Genomic DNA, 25464 nt, shown 5'->3' with positions numbered 1-25464 from the left:
TCAGACAGGCGCAGAAGCACGGAGTTTTCCTCTGCGCACTTTTTCACCTGTCCTGAAAATACGGAATCAAACATGCTGCAGAAGATACCGAAACTACTGAACTATATACAAGTGAATTATATACAGTTCAGTGGTCTCGGGACTTCTTTCTGCCCTGTGCCCTGCAAAAGACATTTCCATGTTTTGAGACCTTAACATTAGAAATAGAGCGGAAAACCGCTCTATTTCATGAAAGGAACTACTTTCTGATTCCTAAACGTTCGATTAAGCTACGATATCTTTGGATATCTGATCTCTTCAGGTAATCAAGCATACCGCGTCTCTGTCCTACCATTTTCAGCAATCCGCGTCTGGAATGATGATCCTTCGGATTCTCTTTCAGATGCTCTGTTAATTCCTGAATTCTGGCTGTCAGGATTGCTACCTGAACTTCCGGTGAACCTGTATCGCCCGGTGTTCTTGCGTATTCTGCAATAATTGCCTGTTTCTTTTCTTTTGCTATCATCTTCTGATAACCTCCTCAATATTATTATCGCCCAAATCTTATGAGATATTAAGTAACGGTCGGAGTGTCCGGTTACCGAATATGGGCTTCTCATCTTCTATGCAAGTCTCTCCAGCTTGCCGTCTGCTATTATAGCACAGCTTGCGGGCCTTGTAAATACCTTAAGCCACTTTGCTCTTTGCCAGTTCTGCCAGTGTTGCAAAGCCTTCTGCATCGTTTACTGCCAGTTCTGCCAACATCTTGCGGTTTACTTCCACGCCTGCCAGCTTCAGTCCATGCATAAACTGACTGTAGGAGATTCCATTCATCCTCGCCGCTGCATTGATACGGGCAATCCATAACTGACGGAACTGTCTTTTCCTCTGTTTCCTGCCTGCATAAGAACTTGTCAATGCTCTCATGACAGACTGTTTTGCCACACGGTACTGTTTGGAACGCGCTCCTCTGTATCCCTTTGCCAGTTTCAATACTCTATTATGTTTTTTTCTGGCGTTTAATCCACCTTTTATTCTTGCCATGATTTCTTCCTCCTTAACTCATTCTTACAAATATGGTAAAATCTTTTTCATATTCTTAACATTGGTAGCGTCTGTAATTGTGGATTTCCTCAGATTTCTCTTTCTCTTCGGAGATTTCTTGGTTAAGATATGACTTTTATAAGCTTTATTCCTTTTTAATTTTCCAGTACCTGTTTTCTTAAAACGTTTTGCTGCTGATTTGCTTGTTTTCATTTTTGGCATTTTTAGTTCCTCCTTAAACTCCAGTTATTTCTTTTCTGTCAGCACAATGCTGATACTCCTGCCTTCCAGCTTGGGAGCTTTTTCTACTGTAGCAATATCTGATAAATGTTCTGCAAAATCATCCAGAATATGCCTGCTGCTCTGCATATGCGCCATTTCCCTTCCCCGGAAGCGCAGGGTGATCTTTACTTTATTGCCCTTTGAAATAAATTTCTTTGCTGCATTAATTTTTGTGTTCAAATCATTTGTTTCAATATTGGGTGACAAACGGATTTCTTTAATTTCAACAGTTTTTTGCTTTTTCCTGGCTTCTTTTTCTTTTCTCACAAGTTCATATTTATACTTGCCGTAATCGATAATCTTACATACCGGCGGCTTTGCAGTAGGGGCGATCTTTACCAAATCAAGTTCTGCTTCTCTGGCAATTTTCATCGCTTCCCTGGCTGGCATAATGCCAAGCTGTTCTCCGTCTTCTCCGATTAGACGAACTTCCTTATCTTTGATTTGTTCATTAATCATTAACTCGCTAATGGTCTTGCACCTCCAAAAATTAATTTCACAAAAAAAGTGAATAGACAGACTATCCACTAAATAATTGAACTGAACCGCATTCTGTATCATAACTCACAACTCCCGGAAAAATTTCCTGATGGATGATGCAGACGGATTGTTTCAAATATGAACCATTAGTCACGCGCTTGTGCTACGGTGAGAGTGGATACTCTACTTTCTTTTCCTACAACTCTGTGAGTTTATCATGTTTTTCCATGAGTGTCAAGGGTTTTTTCGGTAATTTTGATATTCTGCTTTTCAAATCTGCCGATTTCTGATACCATCATAACAGAACCATTTTACAACATGAAAAGAGGATGATTATGACTGAACATGAAAAATTAATTGATCTCCATACCCACTCCACTGAATCAGACGGAACTCTGACGCCGGAAGAGCTGATGAAACACGCCCAAGAATGCGGGCTGTCCGCGGTTGCCCTTACGGATCATGACGCTATCAGCGGAATTGAAAAAGCCCGGCCCATTGCCGAAGCCCTTGGATTGGAATTTGTTCCCGGCGTAGAGCTGTCCACAGACTATCAGGGCCAGGAGGTCCATATTCTGGGCTACTATATTGATACAACGCAGCCGGAATTTTTAAAGCAGTTAAAAGAATTTGTGGATACCAGAGACAAACGGAATGAAAAAATGGCCGAGCTTCTGGAACAGGAAGGATTTGACATCACCATAGACGCTCTGACGGCGGAAAATCCGGACAGCGTTATCACCCGGGCTCATTTTGCCAGATATCTGGTGGAGCATGGCTTTGTCAAAGATCGGGAAACAGTATTTGCCGAATATCTGGGCTACGGCTGCAAATGTTATGTTCCCCGGAAAAAAATCACGCCCTTTGAAGCCGTCCGGCTGATTCAGCTTGGAGGCGGACTTGCCTTTTTTGCCCACCCGGTTCTGTGCCGCATGAGCCAAGACAATCTCCGGTTTTTTATTAAGAGCCTGAAAGAAGCCGGTTTAACCGGACTGGAAGCCATTTATTCTCTGAATGCTCCCGGTGATGAACAGAACATGATAAAGCTCGCAGAAGAATTCGGTTTGCTGATCAGCGGGGGTTCTGATTTCCACGGCTCCAATAAGCCGCAGATTCAGCTTGGCGCAGGGAAGGGGAATCTGAGGATTCCTTATGAAATTCTGGAACGCATCAAAGAGGCGAAGCAGGATTTGAAGCTGTAAGGAATGATTTAATATTTTGGAAACGGGGCTGTCGCATACAAACCAGTCAGCGTTTTGACAAAATTGCCGAGTTTATATTTCAAAATACACAACTTGCACAGCACATACACATCCAGTCGGGTAATTCATAAGGGGCTATCTATTTCCCGATAGCCCCTTAGACGCAGTTAGCAGTTAATTCGCCGGAACGCTGCCCAGTTTATGTGTCAAAGGGCAATCCGGTAGTTCTGTCCGTATTCAAATATAAAACGTTCACTGTAGTACTAAGCCATAATGATCCTTTAACTTGACTTTTTCCATATGTTCAGGCTGAGCTCCACTCCTACCGCCCTCTACAACCTGTTTGCATTTTTCTATTATAAAACCTCCAACTGCTCTTCCATCCTGAGAAACTGCTCTTCCATCCCCTTACACATCATCATTTAAAATAAATTTCTCAATAATCTCCGCAATGGCCCCGTGCTCATTGTCATGTTCCGTCACATAATCAGCCGCTTCCCGCAGTTCTTTATGGCCGTTTTTCACCGCCACGCCCACATGGGCCGCCTGAATCATTGGGATATCGTTGCGTTCATCTCCTGCTGCGACTGTATGTTCAATTGGAACGTTCAGGAATTTGCTGATATATTTCACGCCGCTTCCCTTATCTGTGTCTTTGGGGCAGTATTCCAGATATTCATTGCAGGAGAAAAAGCAATTGCTGCGCTCCAAAAGCTCCGGATGCTGTTCCCGGAATTTCAGAAGCCTTTCCTGATCATCCACATCCAGCAGCAGCACTTTATAAGGCTCCTGTTCCAGACTTCCGTAAATATCATCCACCAACCGATACTTCATTCTTGCATTTTTCAGGTAAAAATCCAGTTCCCGTCCGTGCGTTTCAGCGAGAATTGTATCCTGCTGATAACTCTGTACATAAATTCCCGCTTTGTGGGCTTCGAGAATTACATCCTTGGCCACTTCCATGGGAAGGGTGCGCTCTGCCAGAATCCTGTCTGCCACACAGTCGTACACCACTGCTCCGTTAAAAGCCACCATATAGCATCTCGGAAATGTGAGCCCAAGCTCTTTTACCGCAATCCTTGCAGTTGCAATGGGCCTTCCGGTCATCAGAACAAAATCATGGCCCTGCTCCAGCATTCTGGCAATTGCGTCCCGATTCTCCTTAGATATGGTTTTGTCGCGGTTCAACAATGTTTCATCCAGATCCGTAAACAATATTTTATGCTTCATAAAAATTCCTCCACTCTCATTCCACCGGCTCTGCCGGGATAAACACCCTTTCCTGATATACATTCACTGTTTTCGGAATGGCTCTTTGGGCTTCCTCACAGAACAGCTGCTGTGAATTCACCAGTTTCTTTCCCCTTTTGTCTATTTTATCATACTTTCCGTCCGGCTGCAAAACATGGGCTTTTGTATTATCCGCAAGCTGAGTGGATAATACATGGCGCACCTGATCCATCAGCTTCTCATTTTCCACCGGAAACATAATCTCCACCCTGCGGTCCAGATTTCTCGGCATCCAGTCTGCGCTTCCCATGTAAATCTCCTCCTGGCCGTCATTATGAAACCAGAAAATACGGCTGTGCTCTAAGAAATTGCCCACAATGGAATGCACGGTAATATTTTCGCTGACGCCGGGAATTCCCACCTTCAGGCAGCAGATGCCCCGCACCACCAGTTCTATTCTCACTCCTGCCGCAGAAGCCTCATACAGAGCCGCAATAATATCCCGATCGCAGAGAGAATTCATTTTGGCTTTGATAAAAGCTTCTCTTCCCGCCTGGGCATGCTTCATTTCCCGTTTGATCAGCTTTAAGAACCGTTTGCGCAGCCAGATGGGCGCCACTACAAGTTTATTCCAGGAAGCCGGCTCAGAATAGCCGGACAGCATGTTAAAGACTGCCGTTGCATCCTCCCCGATTGCCTCTGAACAGGTAAACATACCCAGATCCGTGTATAATTTGGCCGTGGAATCATTGTAATTTCCGGTTCCCAGATGCACATACCGGCGGATGCCGTCCTCCTCCCGGCGCACCACCAGCGCAATCTTGCTGTGGGTTTTCAGCCCTACCAGTCCATAGATAACATGGCACCCTGCTTTTTCCAGCTTCTTCGCCCAGACAATGTTGTTTTCCTCGTCAAAACGGGCTTTCAGCTCCACCAGCACCGACACCTGCTTGCCGTTCTCTGCCGCCTGGGCCAGAGAAGCAATAATCGGCGAATTGCCGCTGACGCGGTAAAGGGTCTGTTTGATAGCAAGAACATCCGGATCTGCCGAAGCCTGCTTAATGAAATCCACCACCGGATCAAAGGTCTGGTACGGATGATGCAGTAAGATATCTCCTTTGCGGATGGCTTCAAAAATATCTTCTCCAGGCACAATCTGCGGCACCCGCTGAGGCTTATAGGGATCATAACGCAGTTCATCCTCCCCTTCGATTCCGTACATTTTCATCAGAAAAGTCAAATCCAGAGGCCCGTTGATCTTGAAAATATCCTCCTGGGCAATGTGCAGATCCTCTTTGAGAATTCCAAGCAGCCGTTTGTCAATCTTCTCTTCCACCTCAAGGCGGATCACTTCTCCCCACTGGCGCTTCTTTAACTGTTTCTGAATTTCCTGCAGCAAATCCTCCGCTTCATCTTCATCAATGGTCAAATCCGCATTTCTCATAATCCGGTAAGGATAGGCGCATACCACATGATAATTCAGAAACAGCCGGTGGATATTGCGCTCAATAATCTGCTCCAGCAGAATAAAGGTTTTGTTTTCCTCTTCCGAAGCAGGAATCCGGACAATTCTTGGAAGCACGGAGGGCACCTGTACCGTGGCAAATTCCAGTTCCTCTTTCTTGTCCCCCTTTTTCATCAGCAATGCCGCAATATTCAAAGACTTATTTCGAATCAGGGGAAACGGCCGGGAGGCGTCCACTGCCATAGGGGTTAACACCGGATATACCGTTTCTTCAAAATAGCGGTCCACATAATCTCCCTGGGCTTCGTTTAACTCCTCATAGGCTGATAAAATGTCAATTCCGTGATTATGTAACAGGGGCACCAGAGAACGGTTATAAGTGCTGTACTGAGTCTCCACCAATGCCCTGGTGTCTTTATTGATGGCCTCAAGCTGCTCTTTTGCAGTCATTCCGGCAATGTCTTTTTTCTTATAGCCTGCATGAACCATGTCTTTCAGAGAAGCCACCCGGACCATAAAAAATTCATCCAGATTTGATGACGTAATGCTGACAAATTTCAGCCGTTCCAGCAGCGGAATATTCTTATCCCTTGCTTCATTTAATACCCTCTGGTCAAATTTCAGCCAGCTCAGTTCCCGGTTTTCATAATATGCCGGATTCAGAAAATCCTTATCTCTGTCCATAGCCGTAACCTCCCTTAAAACACTTTCTTTTCTCTTATTCTTGGCTTCACGCTGAAAATCTCTTCAAAAGAATTGGCATATGCGGAAAAAAGACCTTTTTCCAGTACGATACTCTCGGAAGATTCCACCGTAATCACCAGTTCCCTCTCCTGTAAAGACGCTTTGATATTCCGGAATTTCTGCTTATGGCTTCTGTCCATGGCATTGGCAATCTTAAGCATAGCTGTCAGTTTGGACACTACCATATAATCCTCCTGATCCATTTTGTCGCTGACGCTGCCGTAAGGCTGCAGCGGCTGAGAATTGTATTTTACGGCGCTGGCCACAATTTCCCGCTCTAAATGGGTCATTCCGATAATCTCTGTAGCCATAATAATCTGATACGAGCATTCTGACTGATTTACAAGGCTGATGTAACGGCCGCAGTCATGAAGAATTGCCGCAACCTGCAGAAGAAGCCGCTCCCGTTTTCCCATCCCATGAACCTTTTTCATCGCGTCAAAAATGGTGACCGTCAGATTCAACACTGCTTCTGTATGACTGGAATAACCCTGGTAACGTTCCGCCAGATTCCTGGCAGCCGCCAGTACGTCTTCCTCAAAATCATGCTCAAAGTAAATCATGCGGTTCTTTTCCGCATAGGCGCAGGCAATTCCGTCACTGATATTTACCCCCGGCACCCAGATGGATTTGGCGTTTAATTCTTCGCTCAGACGTTTATACAGCACCACGGAGGGCAGAATCAGCGGATCGTGTTCATTGGCCAGATTTAACTCCAGAGAAATCTCCTCGGCGGATTTTTTATACCATTTATTCAGAAGCTTTAAGAAACGCTCTGTCTCAATGGTGCCGTCCTCCGCCTTTTTGGAGAAGCCTTTCGTCATCTCCCCCACATAGTCCCCCATGATAATCACATATTTCATTTCCAGATCACGCATATAAATCCGCTTGAAAATCTCCAGTTCCTTGTCAATCAACTCCTGAATCTGGGTTTCGTAATGGGAAACCAGGTTTTCAATCTTGGACAGCTTTTCCCGGATACGCATAATTCCAAGCTCAATGTGCTGAGTGGTAATGGCTGTGCCCTTCCGAAACAGTGTAATCTGCATGCTTCCGCCGCCTACATTCACCACGGCAGCCCCTTTTTGTATCATCTTTTCGAACTTTGGCAGCACGGCCAGGGACTTATAATCCATCAGCCGGTGTTCTGAATTGCTCAAAACCGTCACTTCAATCTTTGTGCGCAGCCGGATCTGATCCAGGATAAACAGCTTGTTGCTCACATTCCGGAACACATTTCCTGCATAAGCCTCGTAATCATCTACTTTGTAGCCCTCCATAATCGTATGGAATTCTTTTAAAATCTGACAGAGCTCCTCCACCAGCTCATATCCGATCACCCCTTTTCCAAAGGCATCCCGGCCAAGCTCCACATGACTCCGCACATAATCAATGGAACGTATTTTCCGGTTGGCGGAAATCTCAAATACTTTCAGACTCACTTCATATGAGCCGATATAAATTGCTGCAAATGTCGTAATCTTCATACCCGTTCCTTTCTGCCGGATGACGCCGGCAAAGCCTGAACTACTGTTTTCCCAACAGATAATTGATAAACTGCTGAGCCGTTCTGCCTGAAAGCCCTCCGTGGCTTAACTCCCATTTATTCGCTTCTGCCAAAAGCTCCTCTTCCCCCATCTGAATCTGATGCCGCTTTGCAAGATTTTTCACTATATCCTGGAATTCTTTTTTGTCTGGCTTGCCGAAGTAAATTGTAACGCCGAATCTGGCCACCAGGGATAATTTCTCCTGTACCGTATCACTGGTATGAAGCTCATCATCCCGATCCGCCTTATCGCTGAATTTTTCCCTTACCAGATGACGGCGGTTTGAGGTGGCGTAAATCAATACATTGTCCGGTTTTTTCTCCAATCCGCCTTCAATCACTGCTTTTAAATATTTATACTCCGTCTCAAACTCCTCAAAAGACAGATCATCCATATAAATAATAAATTTATAATTCCTGTTTTTCACCTGGGCAATCACGCTGTTTAAATCCTGAAACTGATGCTTGTAAATCTCAATCATCCGAAGCCCCTGGCTGTAATACTGATTAATCACAGCTTTTACACTGGTGGATTTCCCGGTTCCCGCATCCCCGAACAGCAGGCAGTTATTGGCCTGTTTTCCGTTGACAAAGGCTTCTGTATTGTCTGTCAGCTTCTTCTTGGCTGACTCATATCCAATCAAATCGTCCAGATGGACATGGGCAATATTGGTAATGGGCGCAATCTTCACCTCATCCTTCTCATGTTCAATGCGGAAGGCTTTATGCAGGCCCAGTTTTCCCACGCCGAATTCCCGGTAGAATTCCGTTACCTCATCCTTAAATTCCTCCGGAGTACCTGTCCGCTCCAGCCGGACACTCAGCTGGCAAATCCTGTCCCGGATTCTGCGGTTAAAGACAGTTCCGTCCTGCTCTGCCCGCCTGTAGTTCTTTATGATTTGAAGCTCAGGAAGCTCAAGGGCCTCCCCCAGTTTTTCCAAATCTATATCAAACAATTCCTTGAACACTGCAAAATCATGAAGGGCCAGTCCATTGATGCTTCCCTGAATCTTTCCCTTGATTTCACAGGAAACACTGTAAGCGTTTTCATGGTTTACCAACAGAAACGTCAGGTAATTCTGCCAGAGATTCCCTTCAAATCCATGGCTTGCAGAAAGCTCCACCAGTTCATGCAAAACTTCATAGCACAGATTTTGCAGTTCCTCTAACCTGTCTCCCGACAGCTTTTCTTTGGATTGCTCCGCCACCCTGGTAAAATCTTTAAAAATCCTGTCCTTATCAAACTCCCGGTATAAAATTAATTTTTCCGTACTTTTCATCGCCAAACCCTCTGTCACTAATAATTCCCAAGAACCTTCAGATATAATGCGCCTTCCTTAAGTCCCTTCAATGCATTCTGTACCGCTCCGTCCCCCAGATTTCCTTCCATGTCCACAAAAAACCGATATTCAAAGCTCTTATCCTTAATGGGCCTGGACTCGATCTTTACCATATTCAGGTTATTAAAAATAAAATGGGAAAGCATGTGGTACAACGAGCCGCTTTCGTGAGATATCTCAAAACAGATACTCACCTTCTTTGCTTCCTTTAAGCAGATTTTTTTGCCGGAAACTATAATGAATCTGGTGCTGTTTTCGTCACTGTAATTGATATTGTTCTGTAAAATATCCAGGCCGTAAATCTCTGCTGTCACTGTGCTTGCTATGGCCGCCTGACAGTTCAGCCCGTCCTCCACAATTTTCTTAGCCGCCACAGCCGTATTTTTCATTTTCTTCTGCTTCCAGTCCTTATGCTGCTCCAGAAAATCCACGCTCTGCATCAACGCCTGGGGATGAGAATATACATGAGTGATATCGGAAAGACTGCTGCCGGGAAGCCCCAAAAGGGCATGTTCCACTTTAATGGTCTGCTCCGCCGCAATGCAGTTGTCGTATTCCACCAGCAGGTCAAAATTTTCCCCCACGATTCCGGCGGAAGAATTCTCAATGGGCAGCACTGCATAATCTGCCTGCCCGCTGCTGATGGCCTCCATGGCGTCCCGCCAGGTTTCCACATGGTAACTGTCAATCTCTTCCCCGAAATAAGCTTTCATGGCAAGCTGGCTGTAAGCTCCTTCCGTCCCCTGGTACACCACTTTGTTTGTTTCAAAGGGCAGGCGGTCCACCTGGGTAAATCCCATATCCCGCCCCTGACCGTGCTGAATCATCATCTGATACTGACGCCTGCGGCTCAACGCCATAATCTGCTCAAAAAGCTCTCCCACGCCGTAGCGGTTCTCTTCAGACTGCACCAGGCCTTTGACTTTTTCCAGTTTCTCTTTTTCCCGGGTCTTATCCAGCACCGGCTTTCCCACCGACAGCTTATATTCTGCAACTTCTCCTGTCAGCCGCATTCTGGCTTCATACAAAGCCGCAATCTGACTGTCTATTTCATCAATTTCCTCCCGGATTTTACTTAACTCTTTCATATGTCACATCCTTGTTATCTCTGAAATCCAAATACACTCCATCTGCCAATCCGCTCCTTACTGGGGGATATACACATAATTGCACTTCAGCACATCTGAAGCCATGCCGTATTTATCCACCAGAATCAGTGAGAGCACATTATTTCCCTCCGGCATGCCAATGGGCTCCGTATACTGTTCTGATTCCCGCGTCGGCGCTGTTCCATCCCAGGTATAGTAAATCCTGCACCCCTCCGGAGCCGTTACGGCAATGGTCTGAGGTGCATAAAAACTTCCGCCTGAAGGCGTCACATGAGGCGTATCCGGTTTCTTTAATCTGATTGTAAAACGCTCCTGCTCTTCCTCTCCGTACACGCCGAATTTATTGCAGGAAATTGCCCGAATCCATAGATTTTTCCCAGATTCCAGTAAAATCGGGCCTGTATATTCCGTTCCCTCTTTTGGGTCAGAGCCATCCAGCGTATAATAAATCCTGCAGTCGCTGTCTCCGGTAAGTTCCACTTCAATTTCTTCCTGATAGGTGCCGCCCTCCGGTTGAAAGACCGGCGGCTTTGCCAGATAACCCTCAAAGAGCTCCAGAATTTCCACATCTGTAATATTCCTGCCCAGCTCTTCAATGGCCTGATAATTCTCAAGAGCCGCATAAACCTGAATTAATCTCTCATAGATCTCCTGATTTTCTTCGTCCTGAGCCAGTAATTCCAACAGCAGTTCCCTGGCTTTTTCAAATTCTTCCTGCTGAATGTAAAGCTCTGCCAGACGGGCCCTTGCGTCCTCACTGCTGCTGTCTAATTCCAGCGCCCGTTTCAAACATTTCTCTGCATTCCGGTAATCTTTCCTGCTCTGGTAGCTTTCCGCCTTTTTCATCTGGTGATCATAGGAATTATTCCAGGTATACTGCAGTAAAATCACAATTGCCAGAACCAAAATCAACAAAACCGCCACTGCCAGAATCCATATCGGTTTTTTCTTTTTCCTGATTTTCTGTTTTCCCGGGGCTTCTTCTTTCCCCTTTGACTGCTGCTCCATCCGGGTTTTTTTCTTCTTTTCTGACAAATGCTTCTTATGGATCTTTTCCTTCTTTTCTTTCAGAAGCCCCCGTAAGAAATCATCTTCCAGAAGATTATAATCTGATACAATCTGGGCCTCTGTTCCGCAGACGGAGCAATACACACATCCCACTTTCAGCTCTGCGCCGCAATTTGCACATTTCATTCTTATCTGCCCTCTTCTATGCTCTGCACACAGTTATTCATCAGCATTGCAATGGTCATAGGGCCTACGCCCCCCGGAACCGGCGTAATGGCAGAAGCCCGGGGCATTACCTCATCGAATTTCACATCTCCGCATAATTTATTATTTTCATCCCGGTGGATTCCCACGTCAATCACGGCTGCGCCTTCCTTCACATACTCTGCGCCGATAAACTGCGGTTTTCCCACAGCCACAATTAAAATATCCGCCTGCCGGCAGATTTCCGGCAGATTTCTGGTTCTGGAATGGGTCACCGTAACGGTGGCGTTCTCCCGAAGCATCAAAAGAGCCATTGGTTTTCCCACAATATTGCTTCTGCCGACGACTACGCAGTGCTTTCCTGCGATTTCAATGTCCGAGCGTTTCAAAAGCTGAATAATTCCGGCCGGCGTACAGGACAGAAAGCCCGGCGCCCCAATGGTCATATTTCCTACGCTCTCAGGATGAAACCCATCCACATCTTTTTCAGGGCTGATGGCCTGAATCACTTTCTCCTGGCAGATATGGCCGGGAAGGGGAAGCTGAACCAGAATTCCCCTGACCTTCTCTTTTTCATTTAATTCCTGAATTAAATGCAGCAATTCTTCCTCTGTTGTCTCTTCCGGCAGTTCGTAAGCCAGAGACTCTATTCCAATATAGGCACAGGCATTTTTCTTATTTCGGACATATACACTGGAAGCCGGGTCCGCGCCCACCTGAATCACTGCAAGAGCGCCTGTTTTCCCTTCTGCCTTTAATGCTGATACCTTTTCTTTCAATTCATCCTTGATCTGCTGAGAAATCTTTTTTCCGTCTATGATTACTGCCATGGCTGTTCCTTTCTGTAATAACTGTTTTATCTCTGTTTCTGCGCCGGGTACTGTCTTAAACCTTTAAAATAATCCTGTGATTACCCCATCGTCATCCACGTCAATCTGGTAGGCTGCAGGGGATTTTCCAAGTCCCGGCATGGTCATAATCGCCCCGGTAACCGCCACTACAAAACCGGCGCCTGCCGATACATATACTTCCCGTACATTTACCGTAAACCCTAAGGGACGTCCCAGCTTCGTCTGATCGTCCGACAGGGAATACTGGGTTTTGGCCATACAGACCGGAAAGCTTCCCATTCCCAATTCTTCGATTCTCTTTAATTCTTTCAAGGCTGCCGGCGCGTAAGTTACGCCCTCTGCACCGTAGATTTCTTTTGCCACTGTCTCAATCTTTTCTGTAAGGGAAAGGGCGTCTTGATAGAGCGGGGAAAATCTGCTCTCTTTAGTTTCCAGAGTTTCCAACACCTTTTGGGCCAGTGCAAGTCCGCCTTCTCCGCCTTTTTCCCATACTTCTGACAAGGCAAATTCACATCCCCGCTCCCTGCAGAACTGTTCCACAAACGCTGTCTCCGCCTGGGTATCCGTAAGGAAGGAATTCAGTGTGACTACCACCGGCACCTGATATTTCTGCAGATTTTCGATATGCTTTTCCAGATTTACAATTCCCTTCTTCAGAGCTTCCAGATTCTCGCCGGAAAGCTCTCCTTTCGGAACTCCCCCGTTGTATTTCAACGCCCGGATGGTTGCCACTAAAACCACTGCGTCCGGTTTCAGCCCGGCCATCCTGCACTTGATATCCATAAATTTCTCTGCGCCCAGATCCGCTCCGAATCCTGCCTCTGTCACCACATAGTCCGCCAGCTTAAGGGCTGTCTTTGTGGCGCGGACACTATTGCAGCCATGAGCGATATTGGCAAAGGGGCCTCCATGGACAATGGCCGGCGTATGCTCTAAGGTCTGAATCAGATTGGGCTTTAATGCATCCTTCAAAAGCGCCGCCATGGCTCCTGTAGCCTGCAAATCATCTGCCGTCACCGGCTTTCCTTCAAAATTATAAGCCACAATCATCCGGCCCAGACGTTTTTTCAGATCCGCCATATCCTCCGCCAGACACAATACTGCCATAATCTCAGAAGCCACAGTAATGACAAAATGGTCCTCCCTGACCATTCCGTCCATTTTATTTCCCAGACCCACCACAATATTCCGAAGCACACGGTCATTCATATCCAGACAGCGTTTCCAAACCACCTGCCTTGGATCAATGCCAAGGACATTGCCCTGCTGAATATGGTTGTCCAAAAGGGCTGCAAGCAGATTATTGGCAGAAGTAATGGCATGAAAATCTCCGGTAAAATGCAGGTTCAGATCCTCCATGGGAACCACCTGGGCATATCCGCCGCCGGCCGCTCCCCCTTTGATGCCGAAGCAAGGCCCGAGAGAAGGCTCTCTCAGCGCCAGTACTGCTTTCTTCCCCAGCTTGCCGAAAGCCTGGCCCAGTCCTACGCTGGTGGTGGTTTTGCCCTCTCCTGCCGGAGTGGGATTGATGGCTGTCACAAGAATCAGCTTCCCGTCCGGGTTGCTTTTTACCCGCTCCATCAGCTCATTGGACAGCTTTGCTTTATATTTTCCATATAACTCCAGATCATCTTCCCCGATTCCCAACTGTGCCGCCACATCTTTGATGTGAATCATTTCTGCTTCCTGTGCAATCTGAATATCTGTTTTCATCTTTTCCCTCCATGATAATGCTTTATTATGTACCTTTATACTATCACAACCTGATGCTTTATGATAGATATAATTCCAATTATATGTGTTCCTCCACATATTCTTCAAATTCCGTCAGGGACATCTGCACTTTTCTCGGTTTCGTCCCTTCCTCCGGCCCTACCACGCCGGCTTCCTCCAGCTGATCCATAATTCTCGCCGCGCGGTTGAATCCCACTTTGAACATCCGCTGCAGCATGCCGATGGAGCCTTTCTCTTTCTCTATGACAAATTTTCCTGCTTCCACAAAGTAAGCGTCTCTCTCGCCTCCGGCGCCCACACCGGAACCGGAGGAGGCTGTATTCATTTTCTGCTCAATCTCTGAATTATATACCACAGTATTCTGTTTTTTCAGGAAATCCACCACGGCCTCCACTTCCGGATCTGACACAAAAGGCCCCTGAACACGCAAGGGCTTCTGATAGCCCTGGGGATAAAACAGCATATCTCCGTTTCCCAGAAGCTTTTCCGCCCCGTTCATATCCAGAATCGTTCTGGAGTCCACGCCGGAGGACACGGAAAAGGCAATTCTGGAGGGCATATTCGCCTTAATCAGACCGGTAATAACATCCACGGAAGGCCTCTGGGTGGCAATAATCAGATGAATCCCAGCTGCCCGGGCAAGCTGGGCCAGACGGCAGATGGCATCCTCCACATCCCCCGGAGCCACCATCATAAGGTCTGCCAGCTCGTCTACGATTACGATAATCTGGGGCATTTTCACCGGCTTTGTTTCATCCTCCACCGCTTCTATGGCGGCTATTTTCTGATTATATCCTTTTAAATCACGTACCTGGCACTCAGCAAATTTCTGATACCGGTCCATCATCTCCGCCACGGCCCAGTGCAGCGCGCCCGCCGCTTTCTTCGGATCGGTGACCACAGGAATCAGAAGATGAGGAATTCCATTGTATACGCTTAATTCCACCACTTTCGGATCTATGAGAATCAGCTTCACATCCTCCGGATCTGCTTTATAGAGGATACTCATGATAATCGTATTGATACATACTGATTTGCCGGAGCCGGTGGCCCCTGCGATCAGAAGATGGGGCATCTTGGCAATATCCGCCACCACTGCCTGCCCGCCGATATCCTTTCCTGCCGTAAAACAAATCCTGGACTTATGGCTTTGAAATTCATCTGTTTCTATCATGTCGCGGAACCGCACCATCACGTTTTCTTTGTTGGGCACCTCAATTCCCACTGCAGCCTTTCCCGGGATAGGCGCTTCAATACGGATATCCGCCGCTGCCAGATTCAGCTTGATATCATCTGCCAGATTTACGATTTTGCTGACCTTCACGCCCATTTCCGGCTGCATCTCATAACGCGTCACACTGGGCCCGCAGCTTACATCTGTAATGGTGACATTGACGCCGAAATTCTTTAAGGTCTGCTGCAGCAGCAAAGCCGTTTCCTGCAAATGCTTCCGGGAATCTCCCTGGGCGTTGGTTCCTTTTTTCAACAGAGAAACCGGCGGGAACACATATTCTCTCTTCTTTGGCAGCTCCGGTTTCGGCGCCGGCAAAACAGCAGAAGAGGCTCCTGCTGCCGCTGACGATGCTTCCGGGCGATTCATTCCCGGCTGTACCGCCTGCTCTGCCTGGCGGCTCGTTTCTTCCGGCTCCGGGGCAACTTCTGGTTCTGGGGCAGCCTCCGTCTGTGTGATTCCTGCAGAAACAGCCTTTGATACCTCCGTTTCTTCCATTTCATTTCTAAAATCGGATGTTTCGGCAAATACTGGCTCTTCCTCCTGTTCCGGTTCTGTTTGCAGGCTGTGATCCGTCTCCGCAATAATGGCTGACTCTAAGCCGGCAAATGCCTCCTCAGAGAAATCCGCTTCTGAAAAGCCATTTGCCATATGACTGCCGAATTCCGGCAATTCCTGTCCTGCTCCACCGGAAGGCTCTGAGTGAATCACCACCGGTTCGTCACCGGTCAAAAGCGGATCGCCGGCTTTAGGCCGCCACAGCTGCTCGGTTCCTTCTGACAGCACCTCATCCAGCTCGGTTTTTCTCTTTCTGGGGCTTCTGCGGACTTTTTCCACCACCACCGGTTCTGAAAATATATCTCCGGAAAACATCTGCTCTGTTCTGGGTTCCGGTTTTTGTTCCGGTTCTGATATTTTCTCTCTGGAGCTTTTCGGCTCCGATTTCACAGGCATTTCCAAAATGGAAGCCGCAGAACGGAGCTCGCCTGCCCCCCATCCTGAATTGCCAACTGCTCTCTTTGGCATATCCTCCTGGCCGGAAAACAATTTTTCTCTCAACTCCCTGGAAAACGCTTCCGTTTCCTTCGGCAGCTTCAATTCACTGATATTATCAGAACGGCGGGAGGACACCGGCACAATCTTCGTATCCAGCGCAACTCCTTCCACCTTCCGGTCTGTTCTCCGCCGGATCTGCTCTTCCCTTCTGGATTCTTTCACTTCCCTGCGCCTGGCCGCGTCCTCTCTGGCCGTATCATAGACTTTCCTGCTGCCTCTGGTCACGCTGCTCAAAAAAGAACGTTCCGTCAAAAGCACCAGGGAAATAATCAGCGCAATTATATCCGCCACATATGCCCCTGCAACTCCAATTGCCGGACAAAGCAATGACGCCAGCAATCCGCCTACCGCTCCGCCGCCGCTTTTATGCTCCACCGCATATTGGAAAGATTTCTGCACCTGATATTCTTTGGAATCCCCTGCAATCAGTTCCATAAAAAGGCACAGAAATACCACAAAGACAACTCCTGCCGTCAGTTTCACAATGGCAATTCCGTTGTCTTTGTTTGACACAAAAAAGGCGGCGCCTACAAAAAAGCAGATGGGAAACAGATAAGCCATCATTCCGAACAGGCCGAAACAAAAACCGCTTACCTTCTCTCCGACGAATCCGCCGATTCCAAAATTACTGATAAACATTATAATACAAACAGCCAGTATCACCAAAAGCGTTACTTCGCTTCCAAAGGAAACCTCAGATCCGCCTCTGGACGCTCCGCTTTTTCTGCCAGAGCCGCTGCTTCCTCCGGCCGTTCTTCCTTTTGCCGTATTTTTAGGTTTTGATGCCATATGACTTCCTCCAAACTGTTGTTCTTCTGTCAGGCTCAGTCCTCTGCCGCAACCGCAGGATATCTGAACCAGTCTGTGCTCTGACTTCCCCGTCCCGGCACACTATTTACAGTTTATCACATTCAGTTCGAAATGTCATTACCACTTTTTTATCCTTCTTTCCTTAATCGGCTGTCCTCATACATCTTATTGATTTCCGCGCATACAAGCATAATGTAAATGCCGAAATACAGCCACATCATCACCAGAATCATCGTAGTCAGGCTGCCGTACATGGAAAATCCGTTAAAGTAATCCACATAGACAGATATCCCAAAAGACAGCAGAGACCATCCTACCGCGCTCAGCGCACTGCCGGGAATCTGGTGTTTGACAGAGGCTTTCCGGTTGGGAAGCATTTTAAACAGCATCAGAAAAAAAAGCATCAGCACCGCCAGTAAAATCAGAGAACGAAGCTGTAAAATCCCCCAGGTAAAATCTGCCGCAAAGGGAACGTACTTCCAGATTAATTTCTGCAGACTGTTCCCAAACACCATCAGCGTAAGGGAAACTACAATTGCAACCACCAGCATCAGCGTATAGAGAATGGCCCGAAACCGCAGAAAAATCCAGTTCCGGGTCTCTTCAATGTCGTAGACGCTGTTCAATCCGGCCGTGACGCAGTGAATCCCTTTGGCCGCCGACCAGACTGCCATAATCGCCGCTATAGACGCCGTTCCCACAGAATTATTGTAAACTTCATTGATAATTCCTATGAGAAACGGAGAAATATACTCCGGCATCAGCCGGTTCACAATGTCCATTACCATGCTCTTTGTCACCGGTGTGAACTGGATCAGAGAAATAAACAGCATGATAAAAGGGATCAGGGACATAATGATAAAAAATGCCGCCTGAGCCGCATATGCGCTGATATTATCTCTTTTACATTCCGCCAGAAAAGCCCTGGTTCCTGCCACAAACTTCCAAAACATAATTATTCCCCATTGTAAATATTTTCTATTGTGATGCCCTGATAAAATTTCATCAGGATTTCCATATAGTTCATACCGGCTTTAGCCATTCCGTTGGAGCCATTCTGGCTCATTCCGATTCCATGTCCGTACCCGCCGCCCTGCAGAAGATATCCCTGCTCTATAGGCGTCAGAGCAAAATAAGCGCTGGGCAGAAGCTTCATATCTATATGCTCTCCCTGGCTGTCTGTAACTTCACCGGCCGCAGCTCCCAGTACATAACGTATATTATATTCCGTCAGCAGCTGAACCGTTCCTTTTTCATAGGAAATGCGCAGAATTCGGATGCCTCCGCCGCTTCCCCGCTCTCCCACAGAAATTTCCCTTAACGCCCCGAACCCTGCCAGATCAGAAGATTTTCCTTCCGAGCCGTCCGCCTTGAGAAACTGCACGTTGCCGGCATTGGCGTCCGCCCGTTCCAGGACGGCCTGGTTCACTGTTTCCATCTCTTTCAGGGCCAAAACCTCTGCCTGCCATCGGAAATAGGAGCTGCCGCTGTCATAAGAAGTAATTTCTTTATTCTTAATAAATTCTGCAAAAGCTTCTTCACTGGAAATATCCGCTTCTTCTCCCTCTGCCAGAAGTGAGATTCCCTGCAGATAGCCGAACCGTTCTTCACCGCCGCTGTTCCATAAGCCCATATCTCCGGTATAGCCGCAGGAGGTGGAGAAAAAGTATGCCTCCGCAACCTCTCCCTGATACTTGATCACTTCTCCCACGGTATCGTCCACCGCCAGGTTGGTCTGAGGCGTTTCCTCCTGTTTATTATACACCTGATAACTGGTGCTGTCATCCACATGGGCTCCCAAAGCGGCATAATCCCCTTTCATCAGCTGAATGCAGGCATAGCTTCTGGCGCAGACCGCCTGCACGCACAGCGCCTCCCGTTCATAGGAGGAGGGCATTTCACTGGGAACCACGCCGTACAGATATTGTTCCAGGGACAGCTCGTTCACCACGCCGTACCCTTCCTGATATTTTCGAATCTCCATGGTTCCCCGGTATCCCAGAGAAGCATGAGCGCCGGCTCCGTCTGAAAAATAGATTCTTCCATTTTCATCTTCCAGGGCAATTTTCAAAAAATCCGGGTTTTCCCCAAAGAATTCCGATGCAATCAGCGGTTTTCCAGGCTCAATTTTTTCTGTCCGTTCCCCTACGGTTAAAATCCCTTCCCCGTCGGTCACAAACACCGGATTCTCATGATACTCGCTTTCCCCGTTCAGCAGAAGCACACGGATATTCTCAATGGAAGCCGGCTCCTTTAAAATAATTCCGCAGACCTGTTTCTCTGCCACCACAAAATCCGCCTGCAGATTACCGATTACCAGCTTTGATTCATCCAGTTCTTCCACTGTTCCATAAGTCTTATATATTTTTAAAGCTCCGCTGTGTCCTAAGGTTCCATAGCCGGAAATCTCAATCTGTTCCTCGTTAAAGCTCAGGACTTTTCCGGAAATCATATCTTCTTTCTTATAAATTGCCGTCACTTTCCCCTCTGTCCATTCCATGTCGCAGATGGTATCCTGAATCTCTTCCGCCAGTCCGTCAATATCCAGAGAAATCTTCTGCCGTTCATACAGAATCTCCGCTTTCTCATTCTCTGTGGAATGCACAAACACATTTTTCAAGGTCAGAGGCCCTTTACATTCGCTGCTGACGCCGATAATACGCTGATCTTTTACATAAACCTGATACATATCATAATAATGAAAATAATCCACGCCTTCTGCCACTTCATAATATCCCTTCTGGGTCAGCCTCTGCAATGCTTCTCCCTCTCCGGCTTTTTCTGTATCCTGGGTAAGAAACACCAGGTTTGTGGCAGATACCGCTCCTTCTGTATCCAGTAAGTCCAGAATCTGCTCATACACCCCATTCCACTCTGTACGGGAGACATGTTTCCAGGAAAATTTGTCAGGATACGTCACATATTCCAGGACAGACAATTGTTCCAGCAGCTTCTCCAGTTTTCCAAAAGTAAGTTTGCCGTTGAGATTTTTTCCGGAATTGATTTCCTTTAGCTTTTCTTTCCATTCCTCTTCTTCATAATATGTAAAACTGAGCTGCGACGGCAGTTCTGCCATTGCCACATACTCGTTACTGTATTCCAGTATTACCTTCTCGTCCATCACAGCCTGCATAAAAAGTATGGCTAAAACCACCAGCAGCGCTGCCAGCAATACGGTCAAATATTTCTCCCTTTTCGATGAATATCCTCTTCCCATGCAACATTCCTGTTCCTTCTTTAAATTCAGAAATCACTTTACATTCAAGCGAAAAGGCTGCCTTTCTCCAAAGCAGCCTCTCCTCTTTTGTAATTAATCTTTCGTACCTAAAGAGTCTTTTGTATTTCCAATCTTTCGTATTTCTTTGAGAATCTTTCGAAACTTATGCGCTAATCCGCTTTTGTAAAAGTCTTTTGTACCTTAGAATTTTTCTGGAAAGTACACCCAAAATGCCGTTTCCTGCAATTTTGACTCCTAGCCTAAGCCAGGTGGGTAACCGCAACCTCTCTTCTGCCTTCCGCTGCGTTATGACGGCCTGACATCCAATCGGCAATGTAGGAATCCCATAAAAGTAAATGTAGGTTCAAAATAGCAGGGTATCGAACACCCCAGGATTATACTTTCTAGCCTATAAATGATTATACCTTATTATGTCCTGATTATCAACTAAAAATTAATGTAAATTTGTAACAGTTTCAAAAACAGGATGAAGTTAAGGTAAAACCTCCGGTTCTGGCTGAACTTCAGCTTCTGCAGGAACTTCAGGCTCTACTGTATCTTCTGCAGGGACCTCAGGCTGAACTTCAGCTTCCGGCTGAGGTTCATCTCCTGCAGGTTCGTCCGGCTGTACTTCATCTTCTGCAGCTTCTTTAGGCTGTACTTCATCTTCCGCAGAAACCTCAGGCTCTGCCCCATCTTCTGCAGGCTCCTCATGGTTCGGATTCATAAATTCCGGCGCAGACTGAACTGCCGGCGCATCGTCCGGAGTTGTGTTCTGAACGCTTACAGTCACAGTAAAGGTCTTTGTCTCAACAACCGCCGGGTTATTGGGATTCTGCACCGTGTAAGTGATGGTATAAACACCGGCTTCTGTGAAGGTTACCATCTTATTGGTTACGGCAACGGTCTGATTATTGGCATTTGTAACTTTTACCGTAACTGCGCTGGTAAGATCCGTCTGATCCAAAGATGCTTTCACTCCTGCGTAAACATCATAAGGTGTTCCGGTCAGCGCCGTATTTGCCTTACTGCTTTCAATGGTAATCACCGGTTTGCGGGTGTCTGCGTTCACAGTAATCTTCCTGCTTGCCTGCGCCACTGCCTGGGGATTATCCGGATTTGCCACGGAATATCCGATGGTGTAAACGCCTGCCTGGGTAAAGATATACTCTGTTCCGGCAAATTCGCTGGTGCTCTTGGCCGGAGTTGTCACGGTAATCTTCACATTGGCAGTTATATTCTTGCCGGATACCTGTTTTGCAGTAATACCGGTTCTCAGGTTCAGTTTCGCGCCAAAGGCTACCGTCTGATCCACTACGCCTGAAATTACAGGCGCTTTTGTATCACTTACTTTAACATTCATTACTGCTTTGGCAACCGCTTTCTTATTGTAGGGATTTGCCACAGAATATTCCACTTTATAATCGCCTGTTTTGGTAAATTTATAACTCTTGATCTTGCTGCTGCTTATTTTCTTTAACGCAGTTCCTCCCGGCGTCTGAACCTTCACAGTAATCTTGGAAGTCATATTCTTGCCGGATACCAGTTTGGCTTTTATGCCTGATTTCAGATTCAGCGTACTGTTATACTCCACGGTCTTTTGTGCAGCAACGCCGCTGAACTTAGGCTTCTTGGTATCGCTTACCTTCACCTTGCAGGTAACTTTTGTCACCAGACCGTTGGCCGGATTGGTCACATAGTAATTGATTTTGTAAGTTCCAAGCTTCTTCAGCTTCAGGGTACTCTTCTTGTAAGTTTTCTCCTTCTTGCTTCCCGGAGAAATAATCTTAATCTTTATCTTCTTGGTAAGACTTTTGCCTGTCACTGTCTTAGCCTTTACATTCTTCTTTAATTTAAGCGTGGAATTATATTCCTTTTTGAGACTTTTCTTGACGCCGGTAATCTTGGCTTTATCAGTATCTGCCACGGTGTAAGTCTTATCTGCATAGGCAGTTCTGCCCAATGCGTCTGTTACGCGGTATGTAATTTTGTGATCTCCAAGCTGTTTTGTATTGACGCTTCCGGCATAAGCCAGTTTCCCGCTGATATCATTTCCAAGGGAATCTTTGGCTGTAATTCCGGTAAGAGGGTTAAAATCGCTTCCATAGGAAACGGTCTGGGAAGCCCCGCTTGTATCAATTGACGGCATTGCCGCACTGTATGGATTGGCCGGGTTTGGATCAGTAGGGTCCCATCCTTCTCTTACATTGGGGACTTTAATGGCCGCCGGTTTTCCCAGAGGATCATTGGCGGAAGAACCGTACATCACTGTAACTTTTGTTCCCAGAGGACAGTTGTCATAAATCCATTTTGCATCTGCCACGGTAAGACGGACACAGCCGTGGGAAGCGGTTGTCCCCAGCTTATTATACTGTACATAGGACTGGGATGCATAATCCCCATTCCGGTAATACCAGACGGAATGGAACAGATACCCGGCAACAATACGGGTGCAGTACTGTCCGTAAGAAGGACCGTCCAGTTCATGCCATCTGTATTTGTTGGGCGTATAAAAAGTTCCGATTGGGGTTGCGCTCCCCACCGAACAAACAAACGCCCGCTCCGGCGTGCCGTCGCTTCGGAATACAGTTACTACATTGGTGGCTTTGTTTACCTGCAATGTATAATTTCCTGCCGCCTGGGCTTCCGCCTGATTCATGGCAAATAAAGAAACCGCAAACAGAAAACAGCACATCACAGTAATTAAAATCTTATTTCTTTTCATGCTAATTCTCCAATTATATCAATTCTGCTATACATTATGTAAAAAATTCCTTTACAATTTCAATACATTTCATCTAATATACATTCTCCCACAGGATACAGAACTGTATCCTGTGGGAGCCATAAAAACCTTTTGATTATAACGTATTCGCTTCATCCACAACTTTCTTGATAGCTGCAGCAGCGTCTTCCGGCAGCTTATTGAATCCGCCTTCTGCCTCGTCCAGATTTGTTACATAATTCAGTCTGTCCTGCATACGTGCTTTTAACTGTTCCACATATTCTTTGTCAGACAGATTCGGTACAAATCCTTCCCACTCAAAGATTTCAATATCGGAGAACGGTCCCCATGGTTTGAAATCTGCTTTCTTCTCAACAATAGCTTCCAGTACGCCAAGGGTATCCTTCGGCTGAACCTTCTTGCCCATAAATTCACCGGTATTGATAATGTAGCAGTCTACATTCTTGGTTTCTACCAGTGATTTGAACTTCTCATAGTCATTTACCAGCGGATAAGTTCTGAACGGGTTTGCATAAGGCTCTACTACCAGCGCATTGGGGTCTACCCCGGCTGCAAGTCTCTCTGCAGTAGAACGTTTAGTTGCCAGAGTTGCTCCCATAACGGATGCAAGGGAAGCTCCTTTTAATTTTACTACCGGCGGAATGGTAGGATCTTTCATAATCCAGAAAATAGCGTTTACCGGAGCTTCAATCTTGTCCACACGGTTCGGTGACCATAATTTGGACTTAATCGCACGTCCGTTTCCGTTACGCACATCTTCTGTTACCAGAACTACTTTGCCGTCCTCATCTAAAGTTGCAGAACAGTTCTGAGCAGTCAGCAGGAACTTGTTATCTTCACATCCGGTAGGATAATCTGCTGTCTTGTCAAAATAAGTAGGCTCTAACGCTACCGAAGAGCAGGTCTCTGCATTGATGATAAACGCATCGTCATGAAGCACCTTGATAGACGGATATTTGTTGTTGTGCTTTGCATGAGTAAGTGTGGACTTACCAGATCCGGACAATCCGAATACAGCTGCAACATATTTAGAGCCGTCCTCCAGGGTATACTCTTTCTGTCCGCCGTGGCAGGAAGCGTAGCCGTTTCTGTTAGCCAGAGCCCATGCCAGTGTCAGCGTGCCTTTCTTATGCTCTCCGAAGTATCTCATACCAAGGATTCCTGCGCAGTTGGTATCTGTGTTGAAATAGCACAGGCAGTTGGGGTCAGAGATATCTGTCTTATCTGTTCCAACCCACTGAGGATCTGAGAAGAGATAAATATCCGGCTCATTCTCATACAGCTTGGATGATTTATACATCTTCACATAATTGTCAGACATATACTGGAAGTTCAGCATCCAGGAATAAAGGAGGTTCTCTTCTCCTTCCGGAATCAGCAGATGGGCTTTTACCATAAATTCCGGATCAAGGCCGATAAATACTTCTGCATGGTACATGGTTTTCCATCTGGTATCATAAACTGCATCCATCAAAATCTTATCCAGTTCTGTGGTATTCACACCCGGTTTGCCGGTAATTCTTCTTGCAGGCGCATAACGACCTGTAATGGAACCGTCATTGAACAGCAATACTTTAGCGTCCGGCTCCAGACCAAATTCCTCTCCTCTGTATACAGGCATGTCTGTTACAACAGTTCCCGGAGAATTCTTAGCAAGCTCATAAGCTTCCTTCAGGGTGTTCACCTTCACTACATTGTTGCCGTAGAATGCAGCTTCAATTATAGAGCGGGTCTTTGCAAAACCAACTTTGTTCGGCCCAATCTCTGTTCTTGGATAATATGCCTTTGTTGCCATTGTTTATCTTCCTCCTTAAAATTTTAAAGTTCTCTACTATCTAGCATAGCCTTTTGTTATTTCTTTGTCAATCTTTTTTTGTCTTTCTTATGTATAAAAATGTAAAAAAACGTCTGAAGGCCCTGCCGCTTTTATTATTCTAAACTATTTTCCAGAAAAAAGCTATGAAAAAATCCTCAAAAATTATATAATTTTTTTAAATAAAGTATGAAATTTTCGTAAAAACAAGATATTTTTCTTGTATCAAAATAAAAAAGTATGGTATGATAATTGAATATTGTGGGTTTTCTTATGTTATTATGAATTCCTTCATAACACAGATAGCCATGCGGCCCGCCGGACGGCTGGCCGCGCAAGATGGCAGTTACCAGTAAAAATCAATTCAAAGGGG

At 46.4% G+C, this 25464-nt stretch carries 18 protein-coding genes and 1 other RNA gene; 1 reads left to right on the top strand and 18 read right to left on the bottom strand.

Annotated elements, in window-relative coordinates:
- Positions 1–238: 238 nt before the first annotated feature.
- The 4 genes from rpsO to infC all read right to left on the bottom strand — a co-directional run bounded on the left by rpsO (position 239) and on the right by infC (position 1764).
- A complete protein-coding gene (gene rpsO, locus ACTO17_RS11935; protein WP_482558089.1) occupies positions 239–505 on the bottom strand; it encodes a 30S ribosomal protein S15 in 267 nt (88 codons plus the stop codon).
- Positions 506–666: 161 nt separating this feature from the next.
- On the bottom strand, positions 667–1023 hold the full coding sequence (gene rplT / locus ACTO17_RS11930) for a 50S ribosomal protein L20 (RefSeq protein ID WP_172536183.1): 357 nt from the start codon (positions 1021–1023) through the stop codon (positions 667–669).
- 24 nt (positions 1024–1047) lie between these two features.
- Entirely contained in the window at positions 1048–1245 is a 198-nt protein-coding gene (gene rpmI / locus ACTO17_RS11925) for a 50S ribosomal protein L35 (RefSeq protein ID WP_135988872.1), read from the bottom strand.
- A 24-nt stretch (positions 1246–1269) separates the two neighbouring features.
- Complete coding sequence (infC, locus tag ACTO17_RS11920) at positions 1270–1764, bottom strand: translation initiation factor IF-3 (protein WP_135988873.1); 495 nt, start codon at positions 1762–1764, stop codon at positions 1270–1272.
- Positions 1765–2120: 356 nt separating this feature from the next.
- Here infC and ACTO17_RS11915 point away from each other — a divergent pair, with 356 nt between their 5' ends.
- A complete protein-coding gene (locus tag ACTO17_RS11915) occupies positions 2121–2987 on the top strand; it encodes a PHP domain-containing protein (RefSeq protein WP_482558088.1) in 867 nt (288 codons plus the stop codon).
- Positions 2988–3395: 408 nt separating this feature from the next.
- Here the strand turns inward: ACTO17_RS11915 and ACTO17_RS11910 are convergent, their stop codons facing one another.
- The 14 genes from ACTO17_RS11910 to ACTO17_RS11845 form a co-directional block, all read right to left on the bottom strand.
- Positions 3396–4217 carry an HAD family hydrolase gene (locus ACTO17_RS11910; protein ID WP_482558087.1) on the bottom strand — a complete coding sequence of 274 codons (822 nt, stop codon included), beginning with the start codon at positions 4215–4217 and terminating at the stop codon, positions 3396–3398.
- A 16-nt stretch (positions 4218–4233) separates the two neighbouring features.
- Entirely contained in the window at positions 4234–6366 is a 2133-nt protein-coding gene (locus ACTO17_RS11905) for an RNA degradosome polyphosphate kinase (RefSeq protein WP_482558086.1), read from the bottom strand.
- A gap of 14 nt (positions 6367–6380) precedes the next feature.
- Positions 6381–7913 carry a Ppx/GppA phosphatase family protein gene (locus ACTO17_RS11900; protein WP_172535436.1) on the bottom strand — a complete coding sequence of 511 codons (1533 nt, stop codon included), beginning with the start codon at positions 7911–7913 and terminating at the stop codon, positions 6381–6383.
- 40 nt (positions 7914–7953) lie between these two features.
- Positions 7954–9252, bottom strand: coding sequence for an ATP-binding protein (locus ACTO17_RS11895; protein ID WP_482558085.1), 1299 nt, complete (start codon positions 9250–9252; stop codon positions 7954–7956).
- A gap of 17 nt (positions 9253–9269) precedes the next feature.
- Positions 9270–10400, bottom strand: a complete 1131-nt coding sequence (gene pheA / locus ACTO17_RS11890) for a prephenate dehydratase (RefSeq protein WP_172539480.1) — start codon at positions 10398–10400, stop codon at positions 9270–9272.
- Between the two features lie 57 nt (positions 10401–10457).
- Positions 10458–11615: a chitobiase/beta-hexosaminidase C-terminal domain-containing protein gene (locus tag ACTO17_RS11885; protein WP_172539479.1), complete on the bottom strand. Its 1158-nt coding sequence runs from the start codon at positions 11613–11615 to the stop codon at positions 10458–10460.
- A 2-nt stretch (positions 11616–11617) separates the two neighbouring features.
- A complete protein-coding gene (folD, locus tag ACTO17_RS11880) occupies positions 11618–12463 on the bottom strand; it encodes a bifunctional methylenetetrahydrofolate dehydrogenase/methenyltetrahydrofolate cyclohydrolase FolD (protein WP_482558084.1) in 846 nt (281 codons plus the stop codon).
- A gap of 63 nt (positions 12464–12526) precedes the next feature.
- Positions 12527–14197: a formate--tetrahydrofolate ligase gene (locus tag ACTO17_RS11875; RefSeq protein WP_482558083.1), complete on the bottom strand. Its 1671-nt coding sequence runs from the start codon at positions 14195–14197 to the stop codon at positions 12527–12529.
- Between the two features lie 79 nt (positions 14198–14276).
- Positions 14277–17294, bottom strand: a complete 3018-nt coding sequence (locus ACTO17_RS11870) for an FtsK/SpoIIIE family DNA translocase (RefSeq protein WP_482558082.1) — start codon at positions 17292–17294, stop codon at positions 14277–14279.
- A gap of 149 nt (positions 17295–17443) precedes the next feature.
- On the bottom strand, positions 17444–18268 hold the full coding sequence (locus ACTO17_RS11865; protein WP_482558081.1) for a YihY/virulence factor BrkB family protein: 825 nt from the start codon (positions 18266–18268) through the stop codon (positions 17444–17446).
- A 2-nt stretch (positions 18269–18270) separates the two neighbouring features.
- Entirely contained in the window at positions 18271–20532 is a 2262-nt protein-coding gene (locus ACTO17_RS11860; RefSeq protein WP_482558080.1) for a SpoIID/LytB domain-containing protein, read from the bottom strand.
- A 218-nt stretch (positions 20533–20750) separates the two neighbouring features.
- Positions 20751–20931, bottom strand: a non-coding RNA gene (gene ssrS, locus ACTO17_RS11855) — 6S RNA.
- Between the two features lie 94 nt (positions 20932–21025).
- Positions 21026–23257, bottom strand: a complete 2232-nt coding sequence (locus ACTO17_RS11850; RefSeq protein ID WP_482558079.1) for a L,D-transpeptidase family protein — start codon at positions 23255–23257, stop codon at positions 21026–21028.
- A 136-nt stretch (positions 23258–23393) separates the two neighbouring features.
- Positions 23394–25073, bottom strand: a complete 1680-nt coding sequence (locus ACTO17_RS11845) for a phosphoenolpyruvate carboxykinase (ATP) (protein ID WP_172538306.1) — start codon at positions 25071–25073, stop codon at positions 23394–23396.
- Positions 25074–25464 lie beyond the last annotated feature (391 nt).

This window comes from Petralouisia sp., from assembly GCF_056822245.1.
The sequence above is the reverse complement of the archived record's forward strand: the minus strand, read 5'-3'. Positions and strand labels throughout refer to the sequence as shown.

Bases quoted from the DNA above. Each gene is read 5' to 3' on its own strand.
- ACTO17_RS11905 (WP_482558086.1), bottom strand. From the start codon at position 6,366: ATGGACAGAGATAAGGATTTTCTGAATCCGGCATATTATGAAAACCGG.
- ACTO17_RS11860 (WP_482558080.1), bottom strand. From the start codon at position 20,532: ATGGGAAGAGGATATTCATCGAAAAGGGAGAAATATTTGACCGTATTG.
- ACTO17_RS11875 (WP_482558083.1), bottom strand. From the start codon at position 14,197: ATGAAAACAGATATTCAGATTGCACAGGAAGCAGAAATGATTCACATC.
- rpsO (WP_482558089.1), bottom strand. From the start codon at position 505: ATGATAGCAAAAGAAAAGAAACAGGCAATTATTGCAGAATACGCAAGA.
- ACTO17_RS11910 (WP_482558087.1), bottom strand. From the start codon at position 4,217: ATGAAGCATAAAATATTGTTTACGGATCTGGATGAAACATTGTTGAAC.
- ACTO17_RS11895 (WP_482558085.1), bottom strand. From the start codon at position 9,252: ATGAAAAGTACGGAAAAATTAATTTTATACCGGGAGTTTGATAAGGAC.
- rpmI (WP_135988872.1), bottom strand. From the start codon at position 1,245: ATGCCAAAAATGAAAACAAGCAAATCAGCAGCAAAACGTTTTAAGAAA.
- ACTO17_RS11900 (WP_172535436.1), bottom strand. From the start codon at position 7,913: ATGAAGATTACGACATTTGCAGCAATTTATATCGGCTCATATGAAGTG.
- infC (WP_135988873.1), bottom strand. From the start codon at position 1,764: ATGATTAATGAACAAATCAAAGATAAGGAAGTTCGTCTAATCGGAGAA.
- rplT (WP_172536183.1), bottom strand. From the start codon at position 1,023: ATGGCAAGAATAAAAGGTGGATTAAACGCCAGAAAAAAACATAATAGA.
- ACTO17_RS11850 (WP_482558079.1), bottom strand. From the start codon at position 23,257: ATGAAAAGAAATAAGATTTTAATTACTGTGATGTGCTGTTTTCTGTTT.
- ACTO17_RS11870 (WP_482558082.1), bottom strand. From the start codon at position 17,294: ATGGCATCAAAACCTAAAAATACGGCAAAAGGAAGAACGGCCGGAGGA.
- folD (WP_482558084.1), bottom strand. From the start codon at position 12,463: ATGGCAGTAATCATAGACGGAAAAAAGATTTCTCAGCAGATCAAGGAT.
- pheA (WP_172539480.1), bottom strand. From the start codon at position 10,400: ATGAAAGAGTTAAGTAAAATCCGGGAGGAAATTGATGAAATAGACAGT.
- ACTO17_RS11845 (WP_172538306.1), bottom strand. From the start codon at position 25,073: ATGGCAACAAAGGCATATTATCCAAGAACAGAGATTGGGCCGAACAAA.
- ACTO17_RS11915 (WP_482558088.1), top strand. From the start codon at position 2,121: ATGACTGAACATGAAAAATTAATTGATCTCCATACCCACTCCACTGAA.
- ACTO17_RS11885 (WP_172539479.1), bottom strand. From the start codon at position 11,615: ATGAAATGTGCAAATTGCGGCGCAGAGCTGAAAGTGGGATGTGTGTAT.
- ACTO17_RS11865 (WP_482558081.1), bottom strand. From the start codon at position 18,268: ATGTTTTGGAAGTTTGTGGCAGGAACCAGGGCTTTTCTGGCGGAATGT.